Source organism: Nonlabens spongiae (assembly GCF_002117125.1).
Taxonomy (GTDB): Bacteria; Bacteroidota; Bacteroidia; order Flavobacteriales; family Flavobacteriaceae; genus Nonlabens; species Nonlabens spongiae.
The window spans coordinates 1,244,709-1,270,779 of the sequence record NZ_CP019344.1 but is presented as its reverse complement, the minus strand read 5'-3'; the positions used below and the strand labels follow the sequence as shown (position 1 = coordinate 1,270,779).

General features: G+C 41.2%; 11 protein-coding genes. 5 read left to right on the top strand and 6 right to left on the bottom strand.

Annotated elements, in window-relative coordinates; translation table 11 throughout:
• Window positions 1–65: 65 nt before the first annotated feature.
• Complete coding sequence (locus tag BST97_RS05770; RefSeq protein WP_085766337.1) at window positions 66–3,764, bottom strand: T9SS type A sorting domain-containing protein; 3,699 nt, start codon at window positions 3,762–3,764, stop codon at window positions 66–68.
• A 215-nt stretch (window positions 3,765–3,979) separates the two neighbouring features.
• Here BST97_RS05770 and BST97_RS05765 point away from each other — a divergent pair, with 215 nt between their 5' ends.
• Window positions 3,980–5,893 carry a histidine kinase dimerization/phosphoacceptor domain -containing protein gene (locus BST97_RS05765; RefSeq protein ID WP_157111484.1) on the top strand — a complete coding sequence of 638 codons (1,914 nt, stop codon included), beginning with the start codon at window positions 3,980–3,982 and terminating at the stop codon, window positions 5,891–5,893.
• Between the two features lies 1 nt (window position 5,894).
• Complete coding sequence (locus tag BST97_RS05760; protein WP_085766335.1) at window positions 5,895–6,656, top strand: LytR/AlgR family response regulator transcription factor; 762 nt, start codon at window positions 5,895–5,897, stop codon at window positions 6,654–6,656.
• Window positions 6,657–6,743: 87 nt separating this feature from the next.
• On the opposite strand, the gene BST97_RS05755 is transcribed toward BST97_RS05760, so the two are convergent.
• The 4 genes from BST97_RS05755 to BST97_RS05740 form a co-directional block, all read right to left on the bottom strand.
• Entirely contained in the window at window positions 6,744–14,429 is a 7,686-nt protein-coding gene (locus tag BST97_RS05755) for a LamG-like jellyroll fold domain-containing protein (protein ID WP_085766334.1), read from the bottom strand.
• A 180-nt stretch (window positions 14,430–14,609) separates the two neighbouring features.
• Complete coding sequence (locus BST97_RS05750) at window positions 14,610–15,374, bottom strand: hypothetical protein (protein ID WP_085766333.1); 765 nt, start codon at window positions 15,372–15,374, stop codon at window positions 14,610–14,612.
• A 68-nt stretch (window positions 15,375–15,442) separates the two neighbouring features.
• Window positions 15,443–16,072 (bottom strand): response regulator, encoded by a 630-nt coding sequence (locus tag BST97_RS05745; RefSeq protein ID WP_085766332.1) that lies wholly within the window; start codon window positions 16,070–16,072, stop codon window positions 15,443–15,445.
• Window positions 16,065–18,059 (bottom strand): tetratricopeptide repeat-containing sensor histidine kinase, encoded by a 1,995-nt coding sequence (locus BST97_RS05740; protein WP_169711536.1) that lies wholly within the window; start codon window positions 18,057–18,059, stop codon window positions 16,065–16,067. Before BST97_RS05740 ends, BST97_RS05745 begins: the two co-directional genes overlap by 8 nt.
• Window positions 18,060–18,452: 393 nt before the next feature.
• Between BST97_RS05740 and BST97_RS05735 the strand changes: the two genes are divergently transcribed.
• The 3 genes from BST97_RS05735 to glgB all read left to right on the top strand — a co-directional run bounded on the left by BST97_RS05735 (window position 18,453) and on the right by glgB (window position 24,460).
• Window positions 18,453–20,384, top strand: a complete 1,932-nt coding sequence (locus BST97_RS05735) for an alpha-1,4-glucan--maltose-1-phosphate maltosyltransferase (RefSeq protein WP_085766330.1) — start codon at window positions 18,453–18,455, stop codon at window positions 20,382–20,384.
• A 281-nt stretch (window positions 20,385–20,665) separates the two neighbouring features.
• Entirely contained in the window at window positions 20,666–22,288 is a 1,623-nt protein-coding gene (locus tag BST97_RS05730; RefSeq protein WP_085766329.1) for a maltokinase N-terminal cap-like domain-containing protein, read from the top strand.
• 276 nt (window positions 22,289–22,564) lie between these two features.
• Window positions 22,565–24,460 carry a 1,4-alpha-glucan branching protein GlgB gene (gene glgB / locus BST97_RS05725; protein ID WP_085766328.1) on the top strand — a complete coding sequence of 632 codons (1,896 nt, stop codon included), beginning with the start codon at window positions 22,565–22,567 and terminating at the stop codon, window positions 24,458–24,460.
• Window positions 24,461–24,551: 91 nt separating this feature from the next.
• On the opposite strand, the gene BST97_RS05720 is transcribed toward glgB, so the two are convergent.
• On the bottom strand, window positions 24,552–25,895 hold the full coding sequence (locus BST97_RS05720) for a vanadium-dependent haloperoxidase (protein WP_085766327.1): 1,344 nt from the start codon (window positions 25,893–25,895) through the stop codon (window positions 24,552–24,554).
• Window positions 25,896–26,071: the final 176 nt, after the last annotated feature.

Sequence of the window (26,071 nt, the reverse complement as noted above, 5' to 3'; positions counted from 1 at the left end):
GGGTAGACATAAAATTCCCGATTTCATTTGAGATCGGGATTCCTATTGATTAATGACCTTTCAGATTATTCTACCACAACCTTAAAGCTTGCTGCGCCTGTGCTGCCTTCCACCTCTACGATGTAGACGCCGGCCGCCATGTCTGCCGTATCGATTTTGAATAGTCTGGACTCCTCGGTCTTATAGCTTTCCACAAGCCTTCCCGGTAGGTCAACCACCTTCACGGTCTTGCTGCCCTCAATTCCTGCAAAGTCTAGATTAAACCAGCCGTCAGTTGCTGGGTTGGGGTAGAGTAGGAGTTCCGCTTTCGCGAAAGCGGGATCATCCACACTCAAAGTCACATCTTCAAACTCTACGGTAAACCTCTGATCTAGACCTATAGTATCTCGCGCCGAAACGACAAAGGAAAGCATGGTCTCTTGAACAGAATCCACAAGAATTCTTGTTCCTGTAAGGGCGTCAGCTATATAGGCGTTCATATCAGGAATGTCTACTGGAGCAATCAAAACCTGATAGCTGCCATCTACATCCACACTCAGGTGTAATGGCAATATCTCACCATCTACTGGCAACTCACGACGCTCGATAGCCAGATAGCTGCCGCCATCATTACGGGCGATATTAAAGGTGCTGCTCAGGAACTTAACGGAGTCATCATTATCCACCACATTGCTGAAAGAGGGATTAAACCCTATGATGGTCCCATCAAGGTCTGTCCCGGCAGCATCCTGCAGCTTGATCCTCATCACGTGTGGTCCGCCAGTTGAGTATACTCCAGTAAGTGGTGCGCTGGTCATGGCGTATTCACGCCTAAGAGTAGCCGTGGTATCACCATTACCACTTCCCTCAAAGAAAACTGCTTGTCCAGGTTGCATATATCCATTAAAACTTCCTAAGGTCGCTCCCAGAACATTGTCCCAACTCACATAGTTGCTGCCAGCAGGCGTCACGCTGGGATCTACAATCCACATTTTATTTGTGTTTAACCCTGCGACATCTAACCCATCAGTGGGGTCAGTAGCTTGGGCGCGTATGTCAAATACCGCCTGGTAGGGATTTCCTATAAGGTTAAAGCTGCCCGTAGTACCTGTGATGTCAAATTCTCTATCCCAAACGAACACTTCACCTTCTGTTCTTAAGATGGTAGATCGCCCGGCTGAAGAATTATCAGTTAGATCGATCTCTCTATCACCTCGTATCATCAAGCGATAAGTTGTTCCCGCCTTGATCTGATCAGTTGAAGCATGGGTTGAATTCACTGCAACCCAGCTGTTATTTAGATTTTCGTAGCCGTAAATACTCAGGTTATTTGATTGAGTGGTGTCAAATCCATTTGCCGCTCCACCAGGACCCGTTATGTGCGTTCCAAAACCGGATTCATAACCTGCATCGCCAAGATTACGACCACCTTCCTGCCAATTGTCAAAGATCGAAGTACCACTCGTGTCTGATTCACCAGCATAAAAATGATTTGTTGAAACGGGCGAGGAGACTAGTCTGAACTTGCGCACTCCACTGAACCAGCGTTCTACGGTAAGTTTTGGCGTTAGGCTATAATCTGTGCCGTTTTCAAAGTCAATTTTGGCGTAATCAATGACTGCTGTATTGCTAGAACTGCTATTTAGGGTCAGGTTTGTGTTTGCACTATTGAACGCAATTTCGGTACGATCGTTATTTTGTGACGTAAGTCTGTAATAGATATTTGTTACACCCGAAAGCGTGATCTTGTCAATGTCTGCACCAGCTTCAAGTGTGCCTATTTCAGACTGACCCATATTCCAGTCAGCATTTGAACAGCCCGCCTTGAATACGGTAGCTTCCTGATAGTCCAGTATGCCATTTACTATTAAATCTCGTTCTACACTCAAGGTGCTGCCCGTGAGACCAGTAAGCGTCGCACTAGCATCAACTTGAACATCAAGAGCTATAACGCTTGAAAGCGATGGAGATCCGCTTTGAATAGTAATTTTGTCAGAACTGGTAGAGGGGTTAGTGGAACTATCTGGTGCATTGGGAGACCAGGAGCCGTTGTAGATATATTCTACTGAAATAGGTTTTGGGTTAATGTTAAGACTGAAAGACTCTTGATCGCTACAACTACCATTTGAGTCATAAATGTAGAGAGTAACAGGGTAGCTTGAAAAATCTGTGATGCAAATGGCATCACCAGCATTATATTGAATTCCACCACCACTTACATCAGTATAATACGCTTCATTTCCTGAAAGGTTGTTACCTGAGATCACTGGGAGGATAAAAGATCCTGAAGCAGTTTGATGGGATAATGGGGTGATATCAGGGGTTTGAGATATGATAGTGAGTTGGAAACTTTCTTCATCGCTGATCCCGCAGACCTCATCATAGATATATAAGGTGATAGGGTAACTACTAAAGTCAGATTCGTTCAAGACGGTTCCAGCGCTGAGGTTGAAACCATTACCATTTGAGAACTCTGAATACACCTGGTTCCCGCTTAATCCAGTGCCAGTAATTGCTGGCAAGGTATAAGAACAATTTGCAACAACATTGTTTAAGGCATCGAGATCAGGAGCATCTGGTGCCAGTACAGTTATCGTTGATGTATTACTACCTACATTCCCGCAGCTGTCTTCTCCGCTTAAAGTAACAGTTTGGGTTCCAATGTCAGAACAATCAAAGTCTAGTATAGAAGTTCCTCCATAATTAATCGTACCAACAAAATGACGATTAGGATAGGTTAGACCAAATGGATAAGCCTTGCCTACACCTCCAGTTACAACTAAATTGAAATCGCTTGCAATTTCTGTCGATCCAGAGCTAGGGCCTTCCTTGTATTGAATACCTCCTCCTATAGTGTTGGTTATATAAAAACCGACTGTTTGACCTGCGTTGAAATTAAGATCTATATCTATTGGTAAAGGCGTTAACATATTTGTCCCTAAAGATGTTACATCAGTTGCAGAGCCAATTAAGGTCCAGTCTCCAGCGGTTGATTCAAAACCTTGATATCCTCCCACGCGATAATAAATCTCATAGTCAGCAGTAGTGCCTGGATAAAGTGGAACGTCAAATGATGTAATAATAGCCCCATTTATGAATTCTACATCAAACATAATTCCTCTTTGACCATTGTCGGTAAAAGTCGGTGTTGATAAACTCCCTGAAGGTCCTGATCCACCAAAAGAAAGTTCTAAACCTGAACAACCTGAACTAGGGGTGCTACCATTATCAACCTCGGCGGTGGTCAAAGAGTAATTCCCAGAATTGTCAAGCTGGACTGTCAAATCTCGAGTTAAAATACTTGGTTGGGAGATGGAACTAGAATTTATGACTTTATTATCACAATATGTATCCAGTGAAATCCTGTCACTCTCTAACATACCGTCTGAATCAGAACAGTTACTAGCTTCTAAAGCAAAGTATTTACCAACAGTTGTACCTTCAGAAAAACCAAAATTTGCCCTTGTGGTCGTGGATTTTGTTGCATCATTATTTACTCGCCAATCTATATCATCATCATTCCCATTGTTGAGATTTGTCCATGAAGAAGATAAATTACAAATAAATGCTTCGCAATAATCACTTGTACCATTCAGATTTTCACTCTCAAAGTCTTCATTTATATTGATAGGACTCTTAGATAAAATTAAATCTGAACACTTCTCAGTAATGTTTGGATATAAAAAATCTTTGCTCCCGACTGATGAAAAAGCATACTCGCCTATCACCATAAAAAATAAGATAAACAGTAAGCGAGAGGTGGATGAGCGTAATATAGATTTCATTTTTGATCCTATTTACTTATAAATCTATTTTATAAATGGATAAACACCGACCTTCCACACTAAACAGCCTAAACTTGGGAAGTAGTGGCGTTTTTCTGGGAAGTATGGAATCAGAAAACTTATGAATTATATAAATGGTAGATTTAAGCCAGCATTAAAATTGGAAGATAAACCTTAGATAATTTAGAATATTGATTGAAACTATACCAAGCTTTTTGCGAAAATTCCGTGCGTTATTTTTTCTGGTGTTTTTGAGTTTTCAATCGCAGCCCTTAAAATCACCACCATCCACAAATGTGGAGGACTTCCAGCAAGCCGCTTTCTTTTTTGAAGAAATTTTTAAAGAGGGCAGGTCTCGAGAATTGTGGCCTGCAAGCTATCACGTATATTTTGAGAAAGTTGAAAAATATTGTTCTGAAAATTGCAGTAGAGAGCAAAAATTACTATCCCAGTTCTATCTTTTAAGTTATTACGACAATCAGCTAGATAGTGAGAAAGTTGTGCAAATAGGTGAGAGGCTTCTGAGAGAAATAGACTTTATTGAACTAGAAGCTTCAGTCTATACCAGTGTTGCTCTATCAAAAGCTTATGAGCGACTGGGGATGTTTAGAAAACAGCTTGAGATCATGCCCCTCGTGATTGAGCTGGATCAAAAATTTGATAATCTTATACGGCCTTTAGGGTACACCTATTATCATGACCTGGCGATGATCTATTACCAGCTCCAGGATTATGAAGAGGCACGCCGATATTTTACATTGCAAAGCGAGGAACTACTGCGCAAAGGAAATGATTTTAGAGTTGCAAGTATGTTCAATAATATCGCTCTAACATATGAGCGACAGGGAGATACGCTCAAGGCCATGGAGTTCTATAGAAAATCTATTGAAATCCTGGAGAAAGATCATCGTGCGAGTGAGAGCGACCCTCTACCATATAGAAAACACTTTTATAATGTAGTGCAGTCTAATCTGGCTAGCCTCAATATGGAAAACATGAGCTCGCCAGAAGTGAAAGAAATTTTTCTGGCTGAGATCAAGTCCAGCAAAGAGATTAAAGAACCTCGCATCACGCGGCAGTCTTACATCAACCTCAGCCAGCTGTATCTTTTTGATGGAAACGTGGACAGTCTTCAAAAATATCTGGGTCTGGCAAAGAAGTGGGAAGAAAGCTATCCTGATGCTAAAGATCGGGCAGACATCTCGAGCCTTCTAGGGAAAATGTATTACTTAAAAGGTGATAAAGAGAATGGTTATCTCGCTTTCGCGAAAGCGGAAAAACTCAAAGACAGTCTACAACAGGTCATTACCAGTAGACTACTGGTTGAAGCTACGGCTGAGTTTGACTATGATCAAATCAGTAAAACGCTGAGTACAAAAACAAAGGAACTGGAAGAAAACCGAAAGGCAGTAACCCTGCAGTGGATAGTCATGGGAGTACTGGCAGTTCTCCTCACCATTATCGGGATTCAGTTTTTCAAAGCAAACAAGGACAAGAAAAAAATAAGCAAACAGCGCCAGATGCTGAAAAAAAACCTAAAGGAGAAGGAATTGCTTCTTCAAGAAACCCACCACCGCGTTAAAAATAATCTGCAAATGATATCTGGATTGCTGGAAATGAAACAGCATAAAGTGATGAGCGCAGACGGGATGGAGGTATTACAAGAATCACAAGAGTACCTCACAAGCATGGCTCTGATTCACCATATGCTTTATGATGTTGAGGGTTCTGGCAAAGTAAACGCCGCACCTTACCTACAAAAGTTAATTGATCATATTGCTCGATCCAATGGACGCGAAGACGTAAAATTCAATTTTAATATCGAGCCACTAGAAATAAGTACGGAACGCTTATCACCTTTAGGACTTTTGGTTAATGAGCTTGTAGTCAATAGTTTTAAGCATGCCAGAGATCCAGATCTCAACATTATGATCAGTTTAGAAAGGAAAAGTAATTCTTATCATTTCAGGTACAAGGATTCAGGAACTGCCGTCGCGTCAAGAGTCGCTCATGAAAGTCACGAAGGTATGGGAATCACGCTGATCAAACTTTTTGTGGAAGAAATGGAGAGTGTTCCCCAGTTTGAAGATACCGCTGGGTTTGGTATCGAGTTTACATTTAAGGATTGATATGGAAAAAGGTAAAATTAAGGTGTACGTAGTCGAGGATCTCGCCATGACTCGAGCCGCATTGAGCAGCATATTAATCAATGCTGGATTCTCATTTATGGGCGGTGCTGCCACAGCAGAAAAAGCACTTGCCGACCTAAATGAAAGTCAACCTGATATCTTTCTTTTAGATTATAATTTAAAAGGAAGCAAGAATGGGTTGTGGCTAGCAAAAAAACTGCGAGCTGACTACCCGCATATCAAAATTATTTTTCTGACAGCTATGGGGAATGACCATGTTCTTTCTCAAATCAAAGAAGTAGTTCCAGATGGTTACCTCATGAAGCCATTTAATAAGCCCACGTTGATAACAACTATTGAATTAGCACATGCTAGAGGTAAAGAATCTGCTAAGAATCGTCCGGGATATGACCAAAATGAATCTGGAAGCAACTTTTTTATCAAACACGATCGTGAGATGATTAAAGTGGAACACTCAAGCATCCAATTTATCTACTCAGATAAAAATTACGTGTTTATCCAATGCAACCATATGGTTATCAAGCAAAGAATGAAATTGAACGAAGTTTACGATCGGTTCAGTTTACCAGACCACTTTATACAGTGCCATAGGAGATATATTGTTAACTTAAATCAAATTAATTCTCTTAATCAGGATGAGATTCTTATAGCCAAACACTCAGTACCATTATCTGCTAACTATAGAAAGGAGGTCAATCTCAAAATATCTGTTCATAGGGCTAAGGAAAAACAGAAAACGTAAGTAATTCGATTATATCAGTTAAAGAACTAATGAAAAAAAATCCCGATCTAATTTGAGATCGGGATTTCACGTTTTAGTTTGGTTCAATTACTCAACCACTACTTTGAAACTGGCGGTGCCAATACCTCCATCTACCTCAACCAGATAGACTCCAGCGGCCATGTTTTCGGTATTTATTTTGAACAACTGTGTTTCTGTAGTGCGGTAGCTTTCCACCAGTCTTCCCTGAAGATCGACTACCTGAACAGTCTTCTCACCCTCGATTCCCATAAAGTCCAGATTAAAGTAGCCATCAATCGCAGGGTTAGGGTAGAGGGATATTTGCGCTTTCGCGAAAGCGGGATCATCCACACTCAATGTCACGTCCTCAAATTCTATACGGAAACGGTTACTTGCTTGTGAATTGACATCATTCTGATCTACGGTAAAAGAATAAGTTGTGATCTGTGAATTATCCAGTGCGATACGGTTGCCAGCAAAAGTATCTACAAGATAGGCCTGACTCATCAACAGGTTGAGCGGTTGTGACTCAAAAACATAGTTGCTGTGGCGCAGATTAGTCAATGACAGCTCTAATTCTTCTCCAGCTTGAGGCAAGTTTCTGTCTTCAATTACAAGATATCCACCTGTACTGGTCAAAAACCTGCTAAGCGTCTCGTCAAGATTAGCAAACTTAAGTGCGTCCAGATGATCAAATGAATTATTCCCAGTTGCTGAGAACTGCACAAGTAATTGATCTAAAGAACCATTATTGTTTTGATAATCGGTTTCCTCAAATAGTTCTAACCTGAGCTCAGAAGGATTTTGATTTAGAATCGATACAGGAGGTGGTATAATTGCATTATTCCATTTGGGTATTGAAATGCTGCCACTAGGTACTCCTGATGCCACGACAAAGGCTACTTGTCCTGGTTTCAAAACACCTTGCTCAAATCTTGAATCAGATGAACTAGGTCCAATCAGTTGATCCAGTTGACGACTATAGGTGCGATATGCCCCACGTGTATTTACTATAGGATCCCAGATGTAGTAAAAACTGTCGCCCATTGCACTCAATAAGGTATTACTACCATTAAATTGCTGTCTCATCATAGCCCCAAGCGGAAGCTCTGACTGATATGGGTTAGGCAACATCATATATTCATTGAGTGTTGTAGCAGGGTTAGGCAATGAATAAGTGGAATTCAATAAGGTTCCCTCCGCTCTTAAAGTGGTACTGGACTGGCTTGAATTATTACTTAAATCAATTCTACGATCTCCTCTTACCATCAATCGGTATGGGGTTCCTGGCACGAGCAAATCAGTAGGGGCGTTTGTGCTGGCTTGAGCTTGCCATTGTTGCGAGCTGTTATTCCAGCTGAACATGGACGGGTTACCAGAACCTGACTGATCAAAACCGTTTGAGAGGGAACCGCCAGTAATATCTGTACCGAAACCACTTGTCTCAGCACCGCTTTCTTGCCAGTTGTCGTAAATGGATGTAGTAGATTGCACAGATGGCGTAACAAAACGGAAAGCCCTTCTATCTGCAAAATAATTTTCAGTTTTTACGACGCCGTTTATAGTCAAATTAGCACCATCTATCACGGCCGTTCCTGTTTCACTACTGGTAAAGATCAAACTTGAGCCAGCAATGTTGAGAACGGAATTACTGACTGTATCATCGTTAAATATCTTGTCAGTTATTCTTATGTCCCCATCTAGATTCAAGGTCGCATTTGCAAGTTCTAGCGTTCCAATAACGGTATTGTTCAACGTCCAAGGTTGGGATGACTGACCATAGGCTAAAATGGTTGCTTCTGGACCATTTATGGCTTGAGCGGTTACGATATTATCAATGATGAGCCTACTGCCACTGCTTAGAGTAAGGGTAGCTCCAGTTTCCACGCTTAGGTCATGTGTTCTGATCACAGAACTTAAGGTCGTACTCTCCCTTATAATAATGTTATCCACAAAGGTTGAGGGATTACTAGCAAGCGTGGGATCATTAGGTGTCCATGAACCGTTATCATAGATAAAGTCACCGTTAGTCACCTCGACGGTGCGTGTAATCTCTGTGGCTGCATTGCCTGCTAGATCTGTTGCATTGTAGGTAACTAAATAGGAGCCCGTTGCATTAATATTTACTGTATCTCCACCTACTATCGGTGTGATCGATGAGCTACAGTTATCGGTCACGGTTACTCCAGGGTCTATAAAAGTGACACCGCGCTGTATCGTAATCGTTGCAGCCCCATTGAGTGATAACACGGGTGCGATAGCATCGTCTACGTTTACCAGCGCATTTTGTACAGCAGTGTTCCCAGCCTGATCTGTAGCGGTTATCAAAACAGCTTGAATGCCTGTATCTGCACAGGTAAATGTAGTTTGAGAGATGATTACGGAGTCGGGATTTGTCTCTACGATCGTATCTACGACATCTGCTTGAGTAATAGAGGCATCCCCATTTGCATCTAGAGTAATGGTTGCATTTTGGGTGGTAACTACGGGTGTGGTGCGGTCTAGAGTTACGCTACTGCCGTCTGTGATACCGGTGATACCTGTGGAATCATTACCCACTAGATCTGTAAGACCAATGGTAAAGTTCAACAAACCGTCAGGTAGGGAAGTCATGCTCGCGCTATTAACACCAGGTATTAAAATTTGCGCCTTATACTCATTACTGTTTCTAGTAGCATTTACCGTAGCCGTGCGCCCAGCGATTTGAACAACAGGTGTTAGTACCTCTTCACTCGTGGTAAAAGTGAGGGTTATTTGATCTCCCGCTTTCGCGAAAGCGGAACTTGTACTATTATCACTACTTATTGAAGCATCTACCACACCAGGAGGTATGCCATCTACGACGACGGTGCGTGTAACTTGAGCAGCTGCATTGCCTGAAGTATCCTGTACGTTATAAGTAACGATATATGTACCGTTTGTACTGGTGTCTACCGTGTCGCCTCCTATCACAACTCCAGCTGCATCCAGCCCACAGTTGTCAGTAGCCGTGGCACCTTGCTCTATATAAGAACCATTAACTGGAAGTACAATATTTTGATCACCCACAAGGGTAATAACTGGCAATTCGCTCTCTGACAGTGCCACTAGAAAGGTATCGCTTGATTTCTTAGTCGCATCTGTGGTTGAGGTAGCAATTAATGTGCTATAGGGTCCTGCGTCGAGTAGAGTAGGGCTGTCTGCTGATGGAGCTTTGTCATTCCTAGCAGCAGGAATTCCCAATGTGATCGCATCACCAGATGGAGAGGAAAGATCTTGAGCACTCGTTTGCTCGTTGAGCGGATAGTACATCACTAATCCAGATTGATTTGGGTCTATACGATTTAAGTAGAACGACTTAAGTTCATTTGGATCGATAGCGTAGTCCAGCATGACCACATCTGCCATTTTACCTCTAAAACGATTATCTGTGCTGATACTTCTACCTGCTATACCTACAGAATTTCCAGAGTTTACAGTGGTGTTAATTGTGCTCGCTTTTTCACCCACTTGTTCCCCATTGAGAAATAATTTGAACGTAGTGCCATCATGCGTTATAGCGACATGAGACCACTGACCAGGGGGAATGGATGCGTTAGTGTCAAGGTTGTTTGCATACATGTCTGCCTGCAGCTTTCCGTTTAAAGCCCCAAAGGTAAATAGTCGATTTAATGCTCCATCTCCATACCACATGAAGAAAGTCCGGTTACTGTTGAAAACACTGGCATTGTTAGGCTTCACCCACATCATCGCAGTGCGTGGTGCATTACCGGTAGGAAGGTTAGAATGATTGACAACAGCACTTTGATATTCAAAATTCACGGACCCTGACGCACGACGTTCCAGGTCGATACAGGTAAAGGTATCATTAGTCAAACTGAGCGTATGACCGCTACAGGAGATTGTTCCATCATCTGCCATGGCGGTTGTTATAACCGCATTGCCCGATGCGTCCAGTACGACAGTTACATCCTGGCTTCTTGCAATAGGTATATCATCCTTTAAAATAACTATTGCTTCATCAGTAGCTCGATTTCCATTTGAATCTGTTACAGCAAGAACAGTATGGTAAGTACCTATCTCATTTTGAAAACTAGCATCAGGATAATCTGTGGACCATACGGGTTCACTGCCACCACCACCTACAGCTAGATTCCCTGCTGTATTGAAACGTCCATCGTTGATGGCGCCGCCGGTTCCTTCATTTAATTTGTTGTAATAGATTAAGCCAGGCTCATTTCCAGCGGAGTAACTATTGTATTCTGATAGAACCTGTGTACCCGTTTTTGCATAGTCGTAAAGTCTTAATTCTGATAAATTGCCTCTAAAATCAGCATTAGTGTTGCCTAAATTGTTACCTAAGAAGAGGTCTGATGAGGCTGTATTTAGGTCAAAACCAATGTTAGTATCGGTTATGAGGTTTCCATTTTTATAGATTTTAAAGTTTCTATTGTCATAACTTATCGCATAATGTGACCATAAATTATAAGATACGATTCCACTAATCCTGATAAACCTACCTGAGCCATTAAATCCTAATATCATATCTCCATTTGTTTGCAGTAACACACCAAAGAATCTTGTAGGAGAATTTGCACCATAGTTGACAACAAATTGATTACCACCTGTATTTTCTGGTTTCATCCAAAATTCAATGGTTCTCGCAGCATTTCCAGTAGGTATACCGGTGACTGTGGTAGAGATACGTTTGTTATTCCCGTCAAAATAAACACTTCCTTCATTTATATGAGTTTGATTGTATGAAATGGAAGGTCTATTAGTTGTCAAAGAAGTGCCTATGGTTAAATTAACGCCACCATCCACATCGTTTGATCCATCGTCTACAGCGGCTGCGGTCAGATTATAGTTACCTGAAGAATCTGGGCATAATTCCACATCTTGAGCAATGGCTGTGGGGGGTGTTCGATTGATGGTGACCTGTGAGCCATTTGTCGTAGTGGTCACTTGAGTACCGGTATTTCCTACCTGATCTTCAAAATCGATTGTGAATGTTGCAATGCCATTAGGCAAACTGGAAAGGTTTGCATCTTGAATTCTAGGCACAGAAATGTCAAAACTATAATTCAAGGTATTAGGTGTTCTGGATACGTTAGCAGTTTGCCCAGCAATGGTTACAGCTATATTATTTAATTCTTCACTGGCAACTGCATTAATAATAATTCTATCATTTGCCTTTGCAATCGTGCTATTACCACTATTGTTAGATGCAATGGTTACATTGCTTAAGATAGGGAAGGATTGCGGCGCAATGGTCACGTTAAATGAACAAGTTTGAACGCTACTATCTTGGGCGTAATAATTGAATGAGTTTGTATAATTCCCTGCGGTCTGTAAGATACCGCTTTCAAACCCTGCGGTCTGAATGAGTTGAGATGGCACCTCAATGATGTAACGCTGGGATAATGACGCTGGGATATCATTCCATTCACCATTCGTTTGTAATTCACCGTAATCTTCAGCACCTCCTGAATTGCTGGGGTTTCCGCTAGCCCAATTTGAATAAGAAAAAGTTTCACCATTTTGCCACGCATAAACGCCTTCAGTACCCAAATCATTTAATCCTATGTGAACATCTGAAATTCCATTGGAGTTTAAATATGATTGTAAAAACTGATTTTCTTCTACGCTTGAAATGCTTGCTAATGAGTAACCTGCTTGAGCAGCATTGTTAAAAGCTTGTGAGGCTGAAGCACTATTATTTGATATAAAATAGGTATGTCCTTCAAAGGTTCCTATGGCAGTTGTATTGGTTGGTTGCATAATTCCCGATAAAGGGATTTCTACTACAAATTTTATCGCTGAATTTGCACTGGTATCATTCCAGCCCCAAGCTCCTGATAACACGACTAGTTGAGTATAATCTTCATCACCAGAATTGTTCGGCTCATTGCTGCGCCAGTTTGTGTAGGTTGAATTAGAACCATCTTGCCATACAAAGGTTCCTTCATTGTCTATATCGTTGTAACCGATTAGTATGTTGTTTGCACCTGCTGCCGTGAGCGCTCCTGTCAGAAATGATTCTTCATCTGCATCATTAATAGTGATGAGGTTGTAGCCTTGCGCTTTCGCGAAAGCGAAATTATTAACCCCAGTGTCTGCTGCATCAGAAATAAAGTAAGCACTACCATTGTAGGTATCCAAGAACGACATTCCATCTGGTGCAAGAGTTTCTAGTGCATTTATCGCTACTCCACCTGTCTCACAATTATCGCTTACGGTCGGAAAATCGAATTTAACCGTCTCACCGCTAGTCGAGGTTGCCTCAACGTTTATGTCTGATGGGCATGTTAAGATAGGGGAAGTATTATCCACCACATTTACAAATACGTTTCCTGTGGCTGAGTTGCTGGCGCTGTCTGTTCCGGTTAGTGTAACTAAGATTCCTTGAGCAACTGGAGATCCTGCTGTGAGAGTTTGGGTGATATTTGTGTTGTTGATGCTTATGGGTAATTGATTTCCTGTAAGGTCTTCTAATTGATTACTAGTACCGTCAAATGAATAATAGGAGATCAAACCTTCCGTAGTGGGGTTTACTGGTGCGTAGATCCCTTCATTTATTTGAGCGGCTGTTCTGGCGGTCTCCCATATCCTTATGTCATCCATCAACCCACTTGTGAAGTTTGGTACGGTAGGGCTCGGATTTTCTTCTGTACCTATTTGAAGGATCTGACCGTTTGCGCTCGGACTTATGTCGACTGGATTACTGGTATCTTCCAGAGTGCCATCGACGTATATTTTTAAGACACCTAAACTTGTCGAGTTGTCATATTCATAAACACAAGCAATATGGTGCCACTGCCCATCTGCCACGTTTGTGGTTGAAGATGGAATTACTGTACTGTCAAAAGGTGGTCTGTTAGTGGCTATTCTAATTTTTCCATCACTCTGTATATACCAGTGGAACCTGCCATAAGAACCCGTTCGCCATTTAGCCATAAGCATTTGATTAGGCATATTGGTATTGATCCACATCTCTGTAGTAAATGAACCCAAAAAATCTGATACATTGCCTAAACTAATTCCCTGCGCACCTGATTGGAAATTAAGCGCACGTTGATCTTGTCCTTCAATCTCTTCACAATCAAAAGTGGTTTGATCTAAACTTAAGGACAAACCTGAAGTCGCGTCCTCAAAACCCGGATCGCCAGAAACAAGATCAATAGTTAAGGGTTGCGGTGTAGCAAAATCATCAAATACACTACCTGATTGACCCAAATATCTAGAGTTGACTAAAAGTCGCATGCTAAATGGCAAAGAGAAGTCGATGAGATCTCCTTGTGTTTTGCCATCTTGCTCTATTAAATATTGACTGCGATTTGCAAAAGTTCCAGTTGTCGAACCTCCCCAAGTCACCCTTCCCGATCCGTTATTGAAACCTAAAATCTCGTTAGAAGGACGCGATCCATTATTTAAGGTACATCTCAAATATATGTAGTCTCCAACTCTTACCTTGACGCCATCAAATGCAGGACTGGTCTGGAAACTGCTGTGAGAGGCAGCAATTGAAAGAGGAAGACCGTTACTGCTAGAAGTCGCAAAGCCAGAACCAAAAGCAATTTCTCCACCACCACTACCTACTATATTTATTTCTGGCCCGTTCACATAATCCATTCCCGTAACACTTACTGACCCATTATCAATATCTTGCGCGGTAATTGAAGCATTTCCCGTCGCATCTAGATCCACGCTTATGTTTTGCGTTCTTACATCAACCTGTGCCATTGCTATATAAGCAATTAAACAAGTCATTAAACTTAGTAATCGTGTTTTCATAATTAAATTCTTAAAATTTGTTGAGGCTCCCTTGTCTGCTGTTCTAAATACTTACATACCAGTATTAAAATATTACTGATCATTAGATTCTGAGTAAAATTAAATTGAGAGGTCAGCCTATGAAATACGTAGACCTACGACTTCGTCTTCAAGCCAGCTTATTCAGGTCAGATAGATAAATTAAGCGTATACACAGCCATCGTCCTGAATGATTATTAATTCTTCACTAAGTTGGGTAAGAAAGATTTTGCTATGTGATACAAAATCCTGATTGATTCCCGCAGCAGTCTTCCAGAATTGCGTTTCATTATTAAAACCGTGTCCACCAATAGTAGAAGATATGTCTGCACCCTTGATTAGATCAATCATCGAGTAATAATAAGCCACTTTTCTAATGTACAAACTGACTGATGTGAATAGATAGGCGTTGAACGCAACTTGCAGTTTACGGGTTGAAATACAATAACGATCTATGATTTCATTAATTGAAACTTTTCCCCTAAGACGTTCTATATACTTAAGAATTATGTACAAATCTGGTGTGTGTTCTGGTATTTTTAAACCTGATAGTATCTTGTAAAAGGAATCTTCAATTTTTTTTGATGGATATTCTTTTATAAACTTTTGGGACACTACCGTAAAAGGATTTTTGTGGTCGGCTCCAAGCGCCTGACTTATATTAAAAGCCGTAAGTCCATGACATTTTGCGATAAGTAATTTTGTTTGATCTACCGTTTCAATACAGATCATTGCATCTGATGGCGGAATCGCAATTATACCAGTGAGCCATGAATCAAATATTCTTGCTCCACAGCCTTCTATTGCGATGATATATGTATTTCCACTGGGTAACAACTTCAATTTTGATCCAGGTGTTACAGAAACTTGAAATACCTGATCAACAAAGTGTAAATCTGGAGGAAAAATAGCAGTTACTGCAGTCAATTTTAAATAGGGGATTTCTACGGCATAAAACTATCGCCAATTCCTATTTAAGGAAATAAGTAGACCTACTACTCAATAGCTTCGGGATGATCCTTGAGCCAGAGTAGCAGAGCGTTTTGTCTGGAATCTAACTTAAGTTTTTTAATGATGTTACTACGGTGTTTTTCAATCGTTCTTTTGGATAAGAATAGCCTATCAGCAATCTGTGCGCTGCTTAAGTTTTGGGATAGAAGTCTCAGGATCTTTTTTTCACTGCTGGTCAATTGTTCATAATCAGCGCTACTGCGATTGAAAATGGTGGATCGCAACTTTTCACTTGTATAAGTATGTCCAGATGCGATTGATTCTAAGCATTTGGGCAACTCCTCTATAGCATCATCTTTGAGCAGATAACCCTCTATACTATCTCCTACCATATCAACTATTGTTGATCTTTTAAGTAGGGTGAGCAGCACCACATGTACACAAATATTCTTTTCTTTAATGGTTTGGGCAATTTCAATTCCGGTGAGCTTAGGCATTTCAACATCGAGCACCGCAAAATCAGGATTGTGCTGTAAGATTAAGTTGTACGCTGTCTGGCCATCGCTTGCCGTTGCAACCACCTCATAATTTGTACTGGAAAAATAGGTTTTTAACCCTTCCAGAATGAGTGGGTGATCATCTGCCAGTACAATCGTTGTTTTAGAATCAGACATGATGAGGGGCTTTGATGGTTACCGTGGTTCCCTTGTTCAACTCGCTGTCTATTGTTAATTGTGCGCCTATCATCGTGGCACGTTCTTCCAGGGTTTGCAGTCCCAAGGTTTTCATACCGGCTGCAGCAACATCAAATCCATTCCCATTATCAGTAACCGTAATGGATAGAGTTTGTCCCATTGTTGTAGCGGTAACCTTACATGCTGCGGCATGGCTGTGTTTTTCAACATTTTGCAAGGATTCCTGCAACATTCTGTACATCAAGATGCCGCGATCTGGGTCTACCGTTGTCCCATTAGTCTGATCTTCAAATGTGTAAAATATGTTTGAGCTTTCATTGAGTTGGGCAACCAGTTGATCTATCGACGCCATAAGCCCCAACTCACCAAATTGATAAGGATGCATTTTATGAGACATATTGCGCACCTCATCGATGGTTTGCTCCATAAGCGCCACATCTTTTTGATTTCCATCCTGTTTCATATTATTTTTAAGAACCAATAAAGATTGACCTACACTATCATGTAACTGACTGGAAATGCGACGGCGCTCAGACTCAATGGACTGGATTAAGTCTTGTGTAAAAGCGCGCTGTAACTTTTGTTTTTCTTTCTGGGTTTTACGGTGTCTTATGAAAAAAACGATTCCAAAAATCGTAATCAGTCCCACCGCTCCCAGCAATAGCCACAGATCCCGAATTCTCTTCTGCGCATCCAGATAACTAATTTCATCACGTTGTGCTGCAATAGTGGCGTCTCTTTTTGACTGCTCATATTTGGTTTGATAAAAAGTTAATCCTTGGGTACGTTGCACATTTAATATGGAATCTTTGATTGTAGCTAATTCATCAGCAACTACCGCCTGGTTTCTATACTTTCCTGCAGCTTTGTAAATTTTTTTCAGCGCCGTTAAAAATTCTATTTTATCGTAGTAATCTGGGCTGCTCATTATAGCAGGTCGTGCTTTTTCAAACTTTTCTATAGCTGTTTGATAGTCCGCTTTCGCGAAAGCGAACTTACCTAAAACCAACTGATAGCCTCCAGCATTAGGACCTTCTATGTAAAAGGGTGGGCGTGATTGCAAGGTGTCGTGGTACCGCAGTGCCGTTTCTAATTGATCTGCATCTAAGTGGGCATGGATGGTCGCGCCCAGGATACGCGGCTCGATGATACTGGGGTCTGGCAATCTGCGAGCATGATATAGCGATTTTTTAAGGGATTCAATCCGGTTTGAATGATCATTTTTATGAAGATAATTTGTCGCTTGGTTGAAATAAAAACTTAATAGGAGTCTGGGATTATCCAGTTCGCGAGCCATCTTGATTGCCGCATTATTTTCTTCAATGGCAAGATCGTTCAACCCGATACGTGAATAGAGTGTGCTCAACAGTCCTCTAATCTCGATTTTTTCTGTGATGTGCTCGTCATCAAACAATTTTAATGCTTTCTGAGCCTGATCTGAAGCAATAGCAAATTGTCCTGAGTTCGATAAAGCCAGTGCTTTAGCGTGATGAAATGAGCCTTTTTGGAAAATAGTAGCACCATCAATTTCCAACCCCTCATTTGACAAATCCAGTGATTTTTCAGGCATGGGAGAAAATGCAAATAAATGGGCACTTTCTAATAGAAATTGCGCTTTTGTGGAGTCATTACTTACTTTGACCAATTGAGGATAAAAATCTTCAAACGTGGGTACGGCCAGTTCAGGACGGTTTAAGATTCTGAATTTGAATGCGATTTGCTTTGTTGCCATACTCGCTGCGGTATTCATATCTCCTAATTCACGAGCAATTTGCAAGCCGCGTAGGGTAAGGCTATCGAGTTTAGGGTTTACGGGATCACTGTATATTTTTGCTAACTGCTTGATAGCCTGCAGTTGCTGGGCTCCCTTCTGACTTTCGATTTTTAGGTTAAGACTATCTATTTGAGATTGCAGTGGGTGATCTTGCGCATGCAGTGTAAGAAAAGTCAGTAATAGACTTAACACGCAAAAAACATTTTTCATTAGTCAATTATTTCTACAACAAATTAATAGAATATTTAAATTTATAACGCAATGAGCTAGAAAGAATACAGCTACAATGTGGGGTTTTTCGATAAGAGGCATGTACTAACTTATTCTTTTAACGCTTGACCTGCCAAGAGTTATCAATGGTATTATCGTAACAATCCTAAAAGATATTTCATGCTCAAACTACCAGTTTTATAGCTATTGCATAATGACTTATACTATTATTTGATTAGAGTAGAGAAGTAGTTCCGCTTTCGCGAAAGCGAGATCACAAAATACCCGTCACAAAAGGATCACGCTACATCGCTTTCGTAGATTTCATTTTTGGGAAACACTGGTTTTCATACTTTTGAGCCAAACCAAATAAACATGAATCAAGAAAGAGTCATCATAGAATCTGTTACGCCAAAAATAGAAGGTGGACGCTATAATATAAAGAGAGTACTAGATGAGACCGTTGCCGTGGGAGCCACAATTATAGGCGATGGCCACGATATTGTGCAGGCAGCACTGCAATACAAGCATGAAAAAGCCCGTAAATGGCAAGAAGTGCGCATGCAAGTAGGTCATAACGATCACTGGACCGCAAGTTTCCAAGTTGAGAAATTAGGCGCTTATTCTTACCGTGTTTGCGGCTGGATAGACGATGCGCTCAACTGGCAGCACGGTATCAAACGAAAGATTGAAGACGGTCAGCAGGTAAAGAGTGAACTGCTGGAAGGTGTGGCTTACCTAGAGCAAATCGCCAAAAAAGCTAACAAATCAGAAAAGAAATATCTCAAGGATCTTGAGGATCAGTTCCAAGAAGAGAGCGCTTATGATACCGCAGTTGAAGCCGCGGTTTCTGATAAACTGTACGATCTTTTTGTCAAGTATCCAGTTCCACTGCGCAAAACGGTTGGTGATACCCTGTTGTGTGAAGTGGATCGCAAAAAAGCGCGTTTCTCTACCTGGTATGAATTCTTTCCACGTAGTGCTGGGAAAAATTACGAGCACGGAACTTTTAAAGATTGCATCGATAAACTTCCCTACGTCAAGGAAATGGGCTTTGATACATTGTACTTTCCGCCTGTTCACCCGATCGGTGATGTGAATCGCAAAGGGAAAAATAATACCACAACCGCGCACGATGGCGATGTAGGCTCGTGCTGGGGAATAGGGAGTAAAAATGGCGGACATATGTCCTTGCATCCTGATCTAGGTTCAGAAAAAGATTTTAAAAAACTGGTTCAAGAGGCTAAGTCTATGGGCATCGAGGTGGCGATGGATTACGCTTTACAAGCTGCTCCTGATCACCCCTGGGTCAAGGAACACAAACAATGGTTCAAGTGGCGGCCAGATGGAACGGTGCAATACGCTGAGAATCCGCCAAAAAAATATCAAGATATTCTTCCCATCTATTTTGATACCAAGGATTGGAAAAACCTCTGGAAAGAATTGCTCAGAGTCGCGTTGTACTGGGTGGAAGAATTTGACATCAAGGTGTTCAGAGTAGATAATCCACATACCAAACCTTTCTTGTTTTGGGAATATTTGATTTCTGAAGTCAAGAAAAAACACAATGACGTGATATTCTTATCCGAGGCATTTACCAAGCCTAAAGTCATGCACCAGCTCGCCAAAGTAGGTTTTCAGCAGTCGTACACCTATTTCACCTGGCGTAACAATAAACACGAGCTGACTGAATACTTGAACGAACTCACAAAAACTGAACAGGCAGAATATATGCAGCCTAATTTCTGGCCCAATACTCCAGATATCAATCCATGGATTCTGCAAGGTGGAAATGAAAATATCCACTTGCAGCGTTACGCGCTAGCAGCAACTTTGAGCTCCAGCATCGGTATTTACGGACCTGTATTTGAACAGATGATCTCAAGTGCTTTGCCTGGTAAGGAAGAATACCTAGATTCTGAAAAGTTCCAGATTGCCAACTACGATTGGGAGTTGCGCAACAAGCTCACCATGATGATATCAAAGATCAATGAGGCACGTCATGAACATGAGGCACTCCAGCAAACTCGCAATATTGAATTCATTCATAATGAAAATGATCAGGTACTCACCTTTTACAAATGGAATGATGATCGTACCAGTGAAGTGATCGTGGCGATAAGCCTCGATCCACATTACGATCAAGAAGCTTGGTTGACCATGCCTTTAGCCCAGATGCATCGTTCTGAAAATGATGGTTATACGGTACACGATTTGATTACAGGTAATAGCTATCAGTGGGGTGGAACGCACAACTATGTGAAATTACATCACGCTCTACCAGTACATGTTTTTGAGGTGAAATAGACAATGCGATAATTTCTAAACATGCTAAGACCAAAACTTGGCATGTTGGTGCCGAATTTTAGAAGTTGACATGCCAACTATCCGTGTTGGCATGTCTTTTAGCTAGAACTGCTTGAGAGAACTCCTCGGTATTTTACTATTGTCCTGAACTTTTTACGAATTCAGCAATGCAGGCAGCTTTCTTTTTGAAATTAGGAATTTATATGTAAAGTAAATTACATATCTTCAAACCTTGTATTGCAACACCCTATGATTATTAGATCTAATTGTTGATTGAAACCATGCCTAAGAATACGCTTTCAAATCCCAAATCATGGGAAGAACTTCTCAATGACGATGCGTTCAAAAAACAACTTACTGATGATGTTTTAGAACATTATATTATCGATCAGCGCTGGTATGGTGGCAAGAGCAGCACGATGAAGTATCTTGAAATCAGCGAGTTTTTTACGATCGCACACAAAGGCGACCATTTTTATGGCTTGCTGCTGGAGGTTAATTTTAAAGAAGCCTTCTACCAGCATTATTTTTTGCCACTAGGTTTTGTGGAAGAGAAGGAGGTTGCAGGAAACGGTTTGATTGCGCCCATAAAACTGGGCAATACCAGCGGTTATTTAGTCGATGCACTTTTTTTAGACTCATTTAGAAAAGTCCTTTTTGAAAAAATTATTGAGTCTGAGCCTGTTGAAGGTTTGGGTACGATTGCCTTTCATGCTGGCGAGGGACTTATGGAAACAGAGTATCGTTCCAGTAGGTTTTTAGGCGCAGAGCAAAGCAATACCAGCATTATCTTCAATGATGATTATATCGTCAAGTTTTTCCGTAGGATTTATAGCAGTACCAATCCAGACTATCAAATATGTAGGTATTTGACAGAGCAAACCAGCTTTGATCGATCACCCACTTACATGGGGTCGATCAATCTCAATATCGTCAAGAAGCACGATGTTACCCTGGCACTCATGCAAAAATTAGTACCTAATCAAGGCGATGGCTGGGAATGGATGCTGGGTGAATTAAGGACTGTTTTTGATACGCTTTCGCGAAAGCGTATCAACATAAAATCCCTGCCAGATATCAAGCTGTTTGAGCGCATCAAGCTCAATGATATCCCGCTTGAAATCATCGATTGGACGGGTCTGGAATTATTAAAGAAAATACGCACCCTTGCTTTGAGAACCGCACAGTTTCACGTGGCGATAGGAGCAGAGCGCAACGACCTAAAATTCACCGCAGCTAAATATAACGGCGATTACAACGTGTGGCTCAAGAACCGACTGCTGTACATGTTTCAAAACCGACTCAATACAGTAGAAAATAATTTGCACAAACTCAAAGGCGAGTCGCTAGAGCTGGCACAGGAACTTCTAGAGCGCAAAAATGATATCAGAGCTCGGTTTATTGAATTTGACTGGCACCGTATGAAAGGGGAGCGCATTAGGGTTCACGGTGATTACCATCTGGGTCAGGTGCTGCTGGACGGTCATGATTTTTATCTATTGGATTTTGAGGGTGAGCCAGAAAGCACGATACGTGATCGTAAGGTGAAGCAAATGCCACAAAAGGATCTCGCGGGCATGTTCCGTAGCTTTCATTATGCGATTTATGCAACGATTTTTGAAATACAAGACGAAATGCCCCTTTCAAAGGAGGATCTGTACGCCGCTGGAGAATTGTTGTATAAATACTTCATTTCCATTTTTTTAGATACTTATTTACACCACATCCATAATCATAATTTGAATATTGGTTATCAAAAAGAAGTGAACTTTCTTTTGCAATTCTGCTTGCTGGAAAAAGCGATATATGAATTGGGCTACGAATTTAATTCTCGTCCCAGCTGGGCGATCATTCCTTTACGTGGCATCCATAGTATTATGAACTATGAGCAGGAGAAAGTATAAAGAATGAAAAATTCAGAATTTAGAATGCAGAATTATGAATAGTTAAAGTCCTTATCTATAATAGTAGTCTTTGAGCGCTTCGACTACGTTGTCATAGAGCGTAGTCAAAATGCTCATCGACCATGAAATCATAACACCCATGGCCATAGGTAAAAGAAAAAGAAAAAAGAATAAAATAAAGAAACTCACCCTTAAACTATGTCTGGACTGATAGACTCAAACACTCACAAACTCAAATACTCACAAACTCAAATACTCATAGACTAACAACATCACATGCCTAACGTACAATCCCACTCACTGTTTACAGATTTTGATATCAATCTTTTCAAAGCTGGTAAGCATTACCGGCTCTACGAGAAATTTGGATCACACGTTATTGAAATAGACGGAGTGAAAGGAACCTATTTTGCAGTTTGGGCACCTAGCGCAAAAGCCGTCTCAGTTATTGGAGATTTCAATTATTGGGTGGAAGGTCAGCACCCATTAGAGGTGCGCTGGGACAGCAGTGGGATTTGGGAAGGATTCATTCCTGGATTGGAGCAGGGTACTACCTATAAATACAAAATCCACAGCAGCAATAATGATATCAAAACAGAAAAAGCGGATCCTTATGCCCGAAGATGTGAGCATCCTCCCAAAACGGCTAGCGTAGTCTGGGATTATCAGCCTGAATGGAAGGATAAAAAGTGGATGCAATCGCGTTCTAAAAATAACGCTCTTGATTCTGCATTTTCAGTTTATGAGGTGCATCTAGGTAGCTGGAAACGTAAGATAGAGGAAGATCGCAGCTTGAGTTATCTGGAACTTGCAGAAGATTTAGTTCCCTACGTTAAGAAAATGAACTTCACGCACGTAGAATTCATGCCGATCATGGAATATCCCTATGACCCAAGTTGGGGATATCAATTAACCGGTTATTATGCGCCTACATCAAGATTCGGCTATCCAGAAGAGTTTGCTCAGCTTGTTGATGCATTTCATAATGCAGGTATAGGTGTAATTCTGGACTGGGTGCCGTCCCATTTTCCAGAAGATGCTCACGGTTTGGGGTTCTTTGATGGCTCACATTTATACGAGCATCCAGATCGTAGAAAGGGTTATCATCCCGACTGGAAATCTCTTATATTTAACTACGGACGCAATGAAGTCAAAAGTTTTTTGATCAGTAATGCACTGTTTTGGTTGGATAAATATCATATCGATGGAATACGTGTTGATGCGGTAGCCAGCATGCTTTTTCTTGACTATTCACGTAATGAAGGGGAATGGGAGCCTAATGAATTAGGTGGTAGGGAGAATCTTGAGGCCATGTCATTTTTACGTGAAATGAATGAGGCCGTTTATGCAAATTACCCTGACGTGCAAACCATTGCTGAAGAAAGTACCAGTTTCCCGATGGTTACACGTCCTACTTCGATGGGCGGTTTAGGTTTTGGAATGAAGTGGATGATGGGCTGGATGCACGATACCTTAGAATACTTCAAAAAAGAACCCATTTACAGAACCCACCATCAAAACGACCTAACCTTTTCTATGACGTATGCCTTCACGGAAAATTTCATGTTACCACTTTCCCACGATGAGGTGGTTTATGGCAAAAAATCCATTTTAGGCCGCATGCCTGGAGACGATTGGCAACGTTTTGCTAATTTGAGATTGTTATACAGTTATATGTTTACCCATCCAGGAGGGAATCTCCTGATGATGGGAAGTGAATTTGGCCAGCACGAAGAATGGAAATTCAATGGCAGTTTAGACTGGCATTTAACTGATTATGAACCGCATCAAGGAATTCAAAATCTTATAGCTGATCTCAACAAGCTTTATACTAAAAGAGAAGCTTTAACCCAAAATCAATTCACAGCAGATGGATTTGAATGGATCTCGCACGACGATCACCAGAACTCTGTAATAAGCTATGTGAGAAAAGGAGGCGACAGCCATCTCGTAATTGTTTGCAACATGACGCCGGTTCCTCGTGAAAATTACCGCATAGGATTACCTTCTAATAAAAAGATGCGGTTGCTTCTGAATAGTGATGATGAGAAATACAACGGCTCTGGTTATAAGGTCAAAAAGTCCTTTACACCCCAATCAGAACCATGGAACAATCGAGAACAGAGTGTAGAGTTGAATTTACCGCCGCTAGGGGTTTTGATCTACGGGTGAAGTGAATTGTATTCGCTTTCGCGAAAGCGTAAAAAACTAAAAAGCTCCTGAAATAATAATTCAGGAGCTTTGAGAATTATGTAATGTGAGTCTAATTCCTCAAATCCAGCGCATTTATGTTACGTCCTATGGCATAACCTTGCTCCAGACCTAAAAAGATAGCCTCGTCATAGTGAATACCACCGTAAAGACGGGAGAGCGCTGCCTCGTTTGCCATTTCATAGAAATCGCTGTATGATCGCGGCGTTCCATCGATATCAATGCGGTTTTCATGAGTGTGGTCTGTGAACTGATAATTCTCACCAAACATATCAGTCATGATTTCTGCAAGTGCTCCTGACTGAACAGAGTGTCCTGAAGTGTATTCTGGGAATGGTGGAGTCTGAAGAATAGGCATCCACGAGGCGTCTATATTATCTTGAATGTAAGTTATAGGGCGTAGGTAATTTGTTTCATATTTAGTTTTCCAGCAAGAGACAAACGCATCAGAAATTCCCATGCCTAGTTTTCCAAAAGCTTCTGCAGCTTCAGCTAGGCTCGCGTTGTTTTCTCTTAGTAATTGATTCAAAATAGAAATGGAATGACCAGGAGGAGTTGCCGTGGTTACTGGATCGTCTGACCAGAACTGGGCGATGATGATTTCTTCATCGGTCGCATTATTTACTGTCTCATAAACCTCCATTGCTCTCATGTAACAAACACTGCTTGAATCTGTTGAGTAGGCTGGTGGATCAGCTGGTTGAGTACTTTCAATATTTGCCTCTAGAAAGGGTCTGTTTGATCCCCAGTAAGGTTGCAGCGCGGGTGTAAAGCTAGGCGCCGTAGGAACCCACAATCCCGGACCTACCGGCGGCGAATAATCTGTAGGGAAGTTTCTAAACTGGGCATTGTGGCCACCATCTGTCAGGGAATAGGCAATCACCTCACTGGTCACATCTCTGGATAACGCAATTGAATTTTCAAAAGCTTGTGCAGAAATCAACGGCCTGAACTGATCATTAAATCGTGTTTCTAGATCAAGTACGGCTTGATACCTTTCAGATGTAGCGTTGTTGTAAAAATACTTGACCATTTCGGCAAGTGTCGCATTAGCAACAAGTGGCCAATAGATTTCTTTTCCTTCAACGTTAGACATTACCGGGTCAAAATCTGTAATTTTTCCAGATAATGAGGCATGATCTGGCATACCATATTGCACAGATTCATAAAGAGCGACACCCGTGTAGCCAAAGGCACGAGCTGCCACTGGTGGTGTGTAACCTACGGTTTCAGTGGTGAGTGTTGCGATGAGGTCATACCATTCTGTAACGACCTCAGCATCATAGGCCTCAGCTGTTTCAGGTTCTGGGATGCTAATATCATCATCATCACTACAAGATTGAATAATTAGTAAAGCAAAAATTCCTAAAAGGATTCTAGAGTGAAACTTGTTCATGATCTTCTTTTGAAGTTGAATTTATAGCTACAATAATACTTTAAAATATTGTTAAAAGAAGTGTCAGTCGACTACTTCCCAGCGATTAGGGAAGTAGTACCATATCAACGGCAACTCAAGAGAATATCAATTTACAATAAAATATCCTTCTGATCCTTAGATATAGAAAGAAAGCC

What these genes read in the sequence shown, in the direction of transcription:
- BST97_RS05770 (WP_085766337.1), bottom strand. Translation starts at nt 3,764, where the DNA reads ATGAAATCTATATTACGCTCATCCACCTCTCGCTTACTGTTTATCTTA.
- BST97_RS05760 (WP_085766335.1), top strand. Translation starts at nt 5,895, where the DNA reads ATGGAAAAAGGTAAAATTAAGGTGTACGTAGTCGAGGATCTCGCCATG.
- BST97_RS05755 (WP_085766334.1), bottom strand. Translation starts at nt 14,429, where the DNA reads ATGAAAACACGATTACTAAGTTTAATGACTTGTTTAATTGCTTATATA.
- BST97_RS05745 (WP_085766332.1), bottom strand. Translation starts at nt 16,072, where the DNA reads ATGTCTGATTCTAAAACAACGATTGTACTGGCAGATGATCACCCACTC.
- BST97_RS05735 (WP_085766330.1), top strand. Translation starts at nt 18,453, where the DNA reads ATGAATCAAGAAAGAGTCATCATAGAATCTGTTACGCCAAAAATAGAA.
- BST97_RS05730 (WP_085766329.1), top strand. Translation starts at nt 20,666, where the DNA reads ATGCCTAAGAATACGCTTTCAAATCCCAAATCATGGGAAGAACTTCTC.
- glgB (WP_085766328.1), top strand. Translation starts at nt 22,565, where the DNA reads ATGCCTAACGTACAATCCCACTCACTGTTTACAGATTTTGATATCAAT.
- BST97_RS05720 (WP_085766327.1), bottom strand. Translation starts at nt 25,895, where the DNA reads ATGAACAAGTTTCACTCTAGAATCCTTTTAGGAATTTTTGCTTTACTA.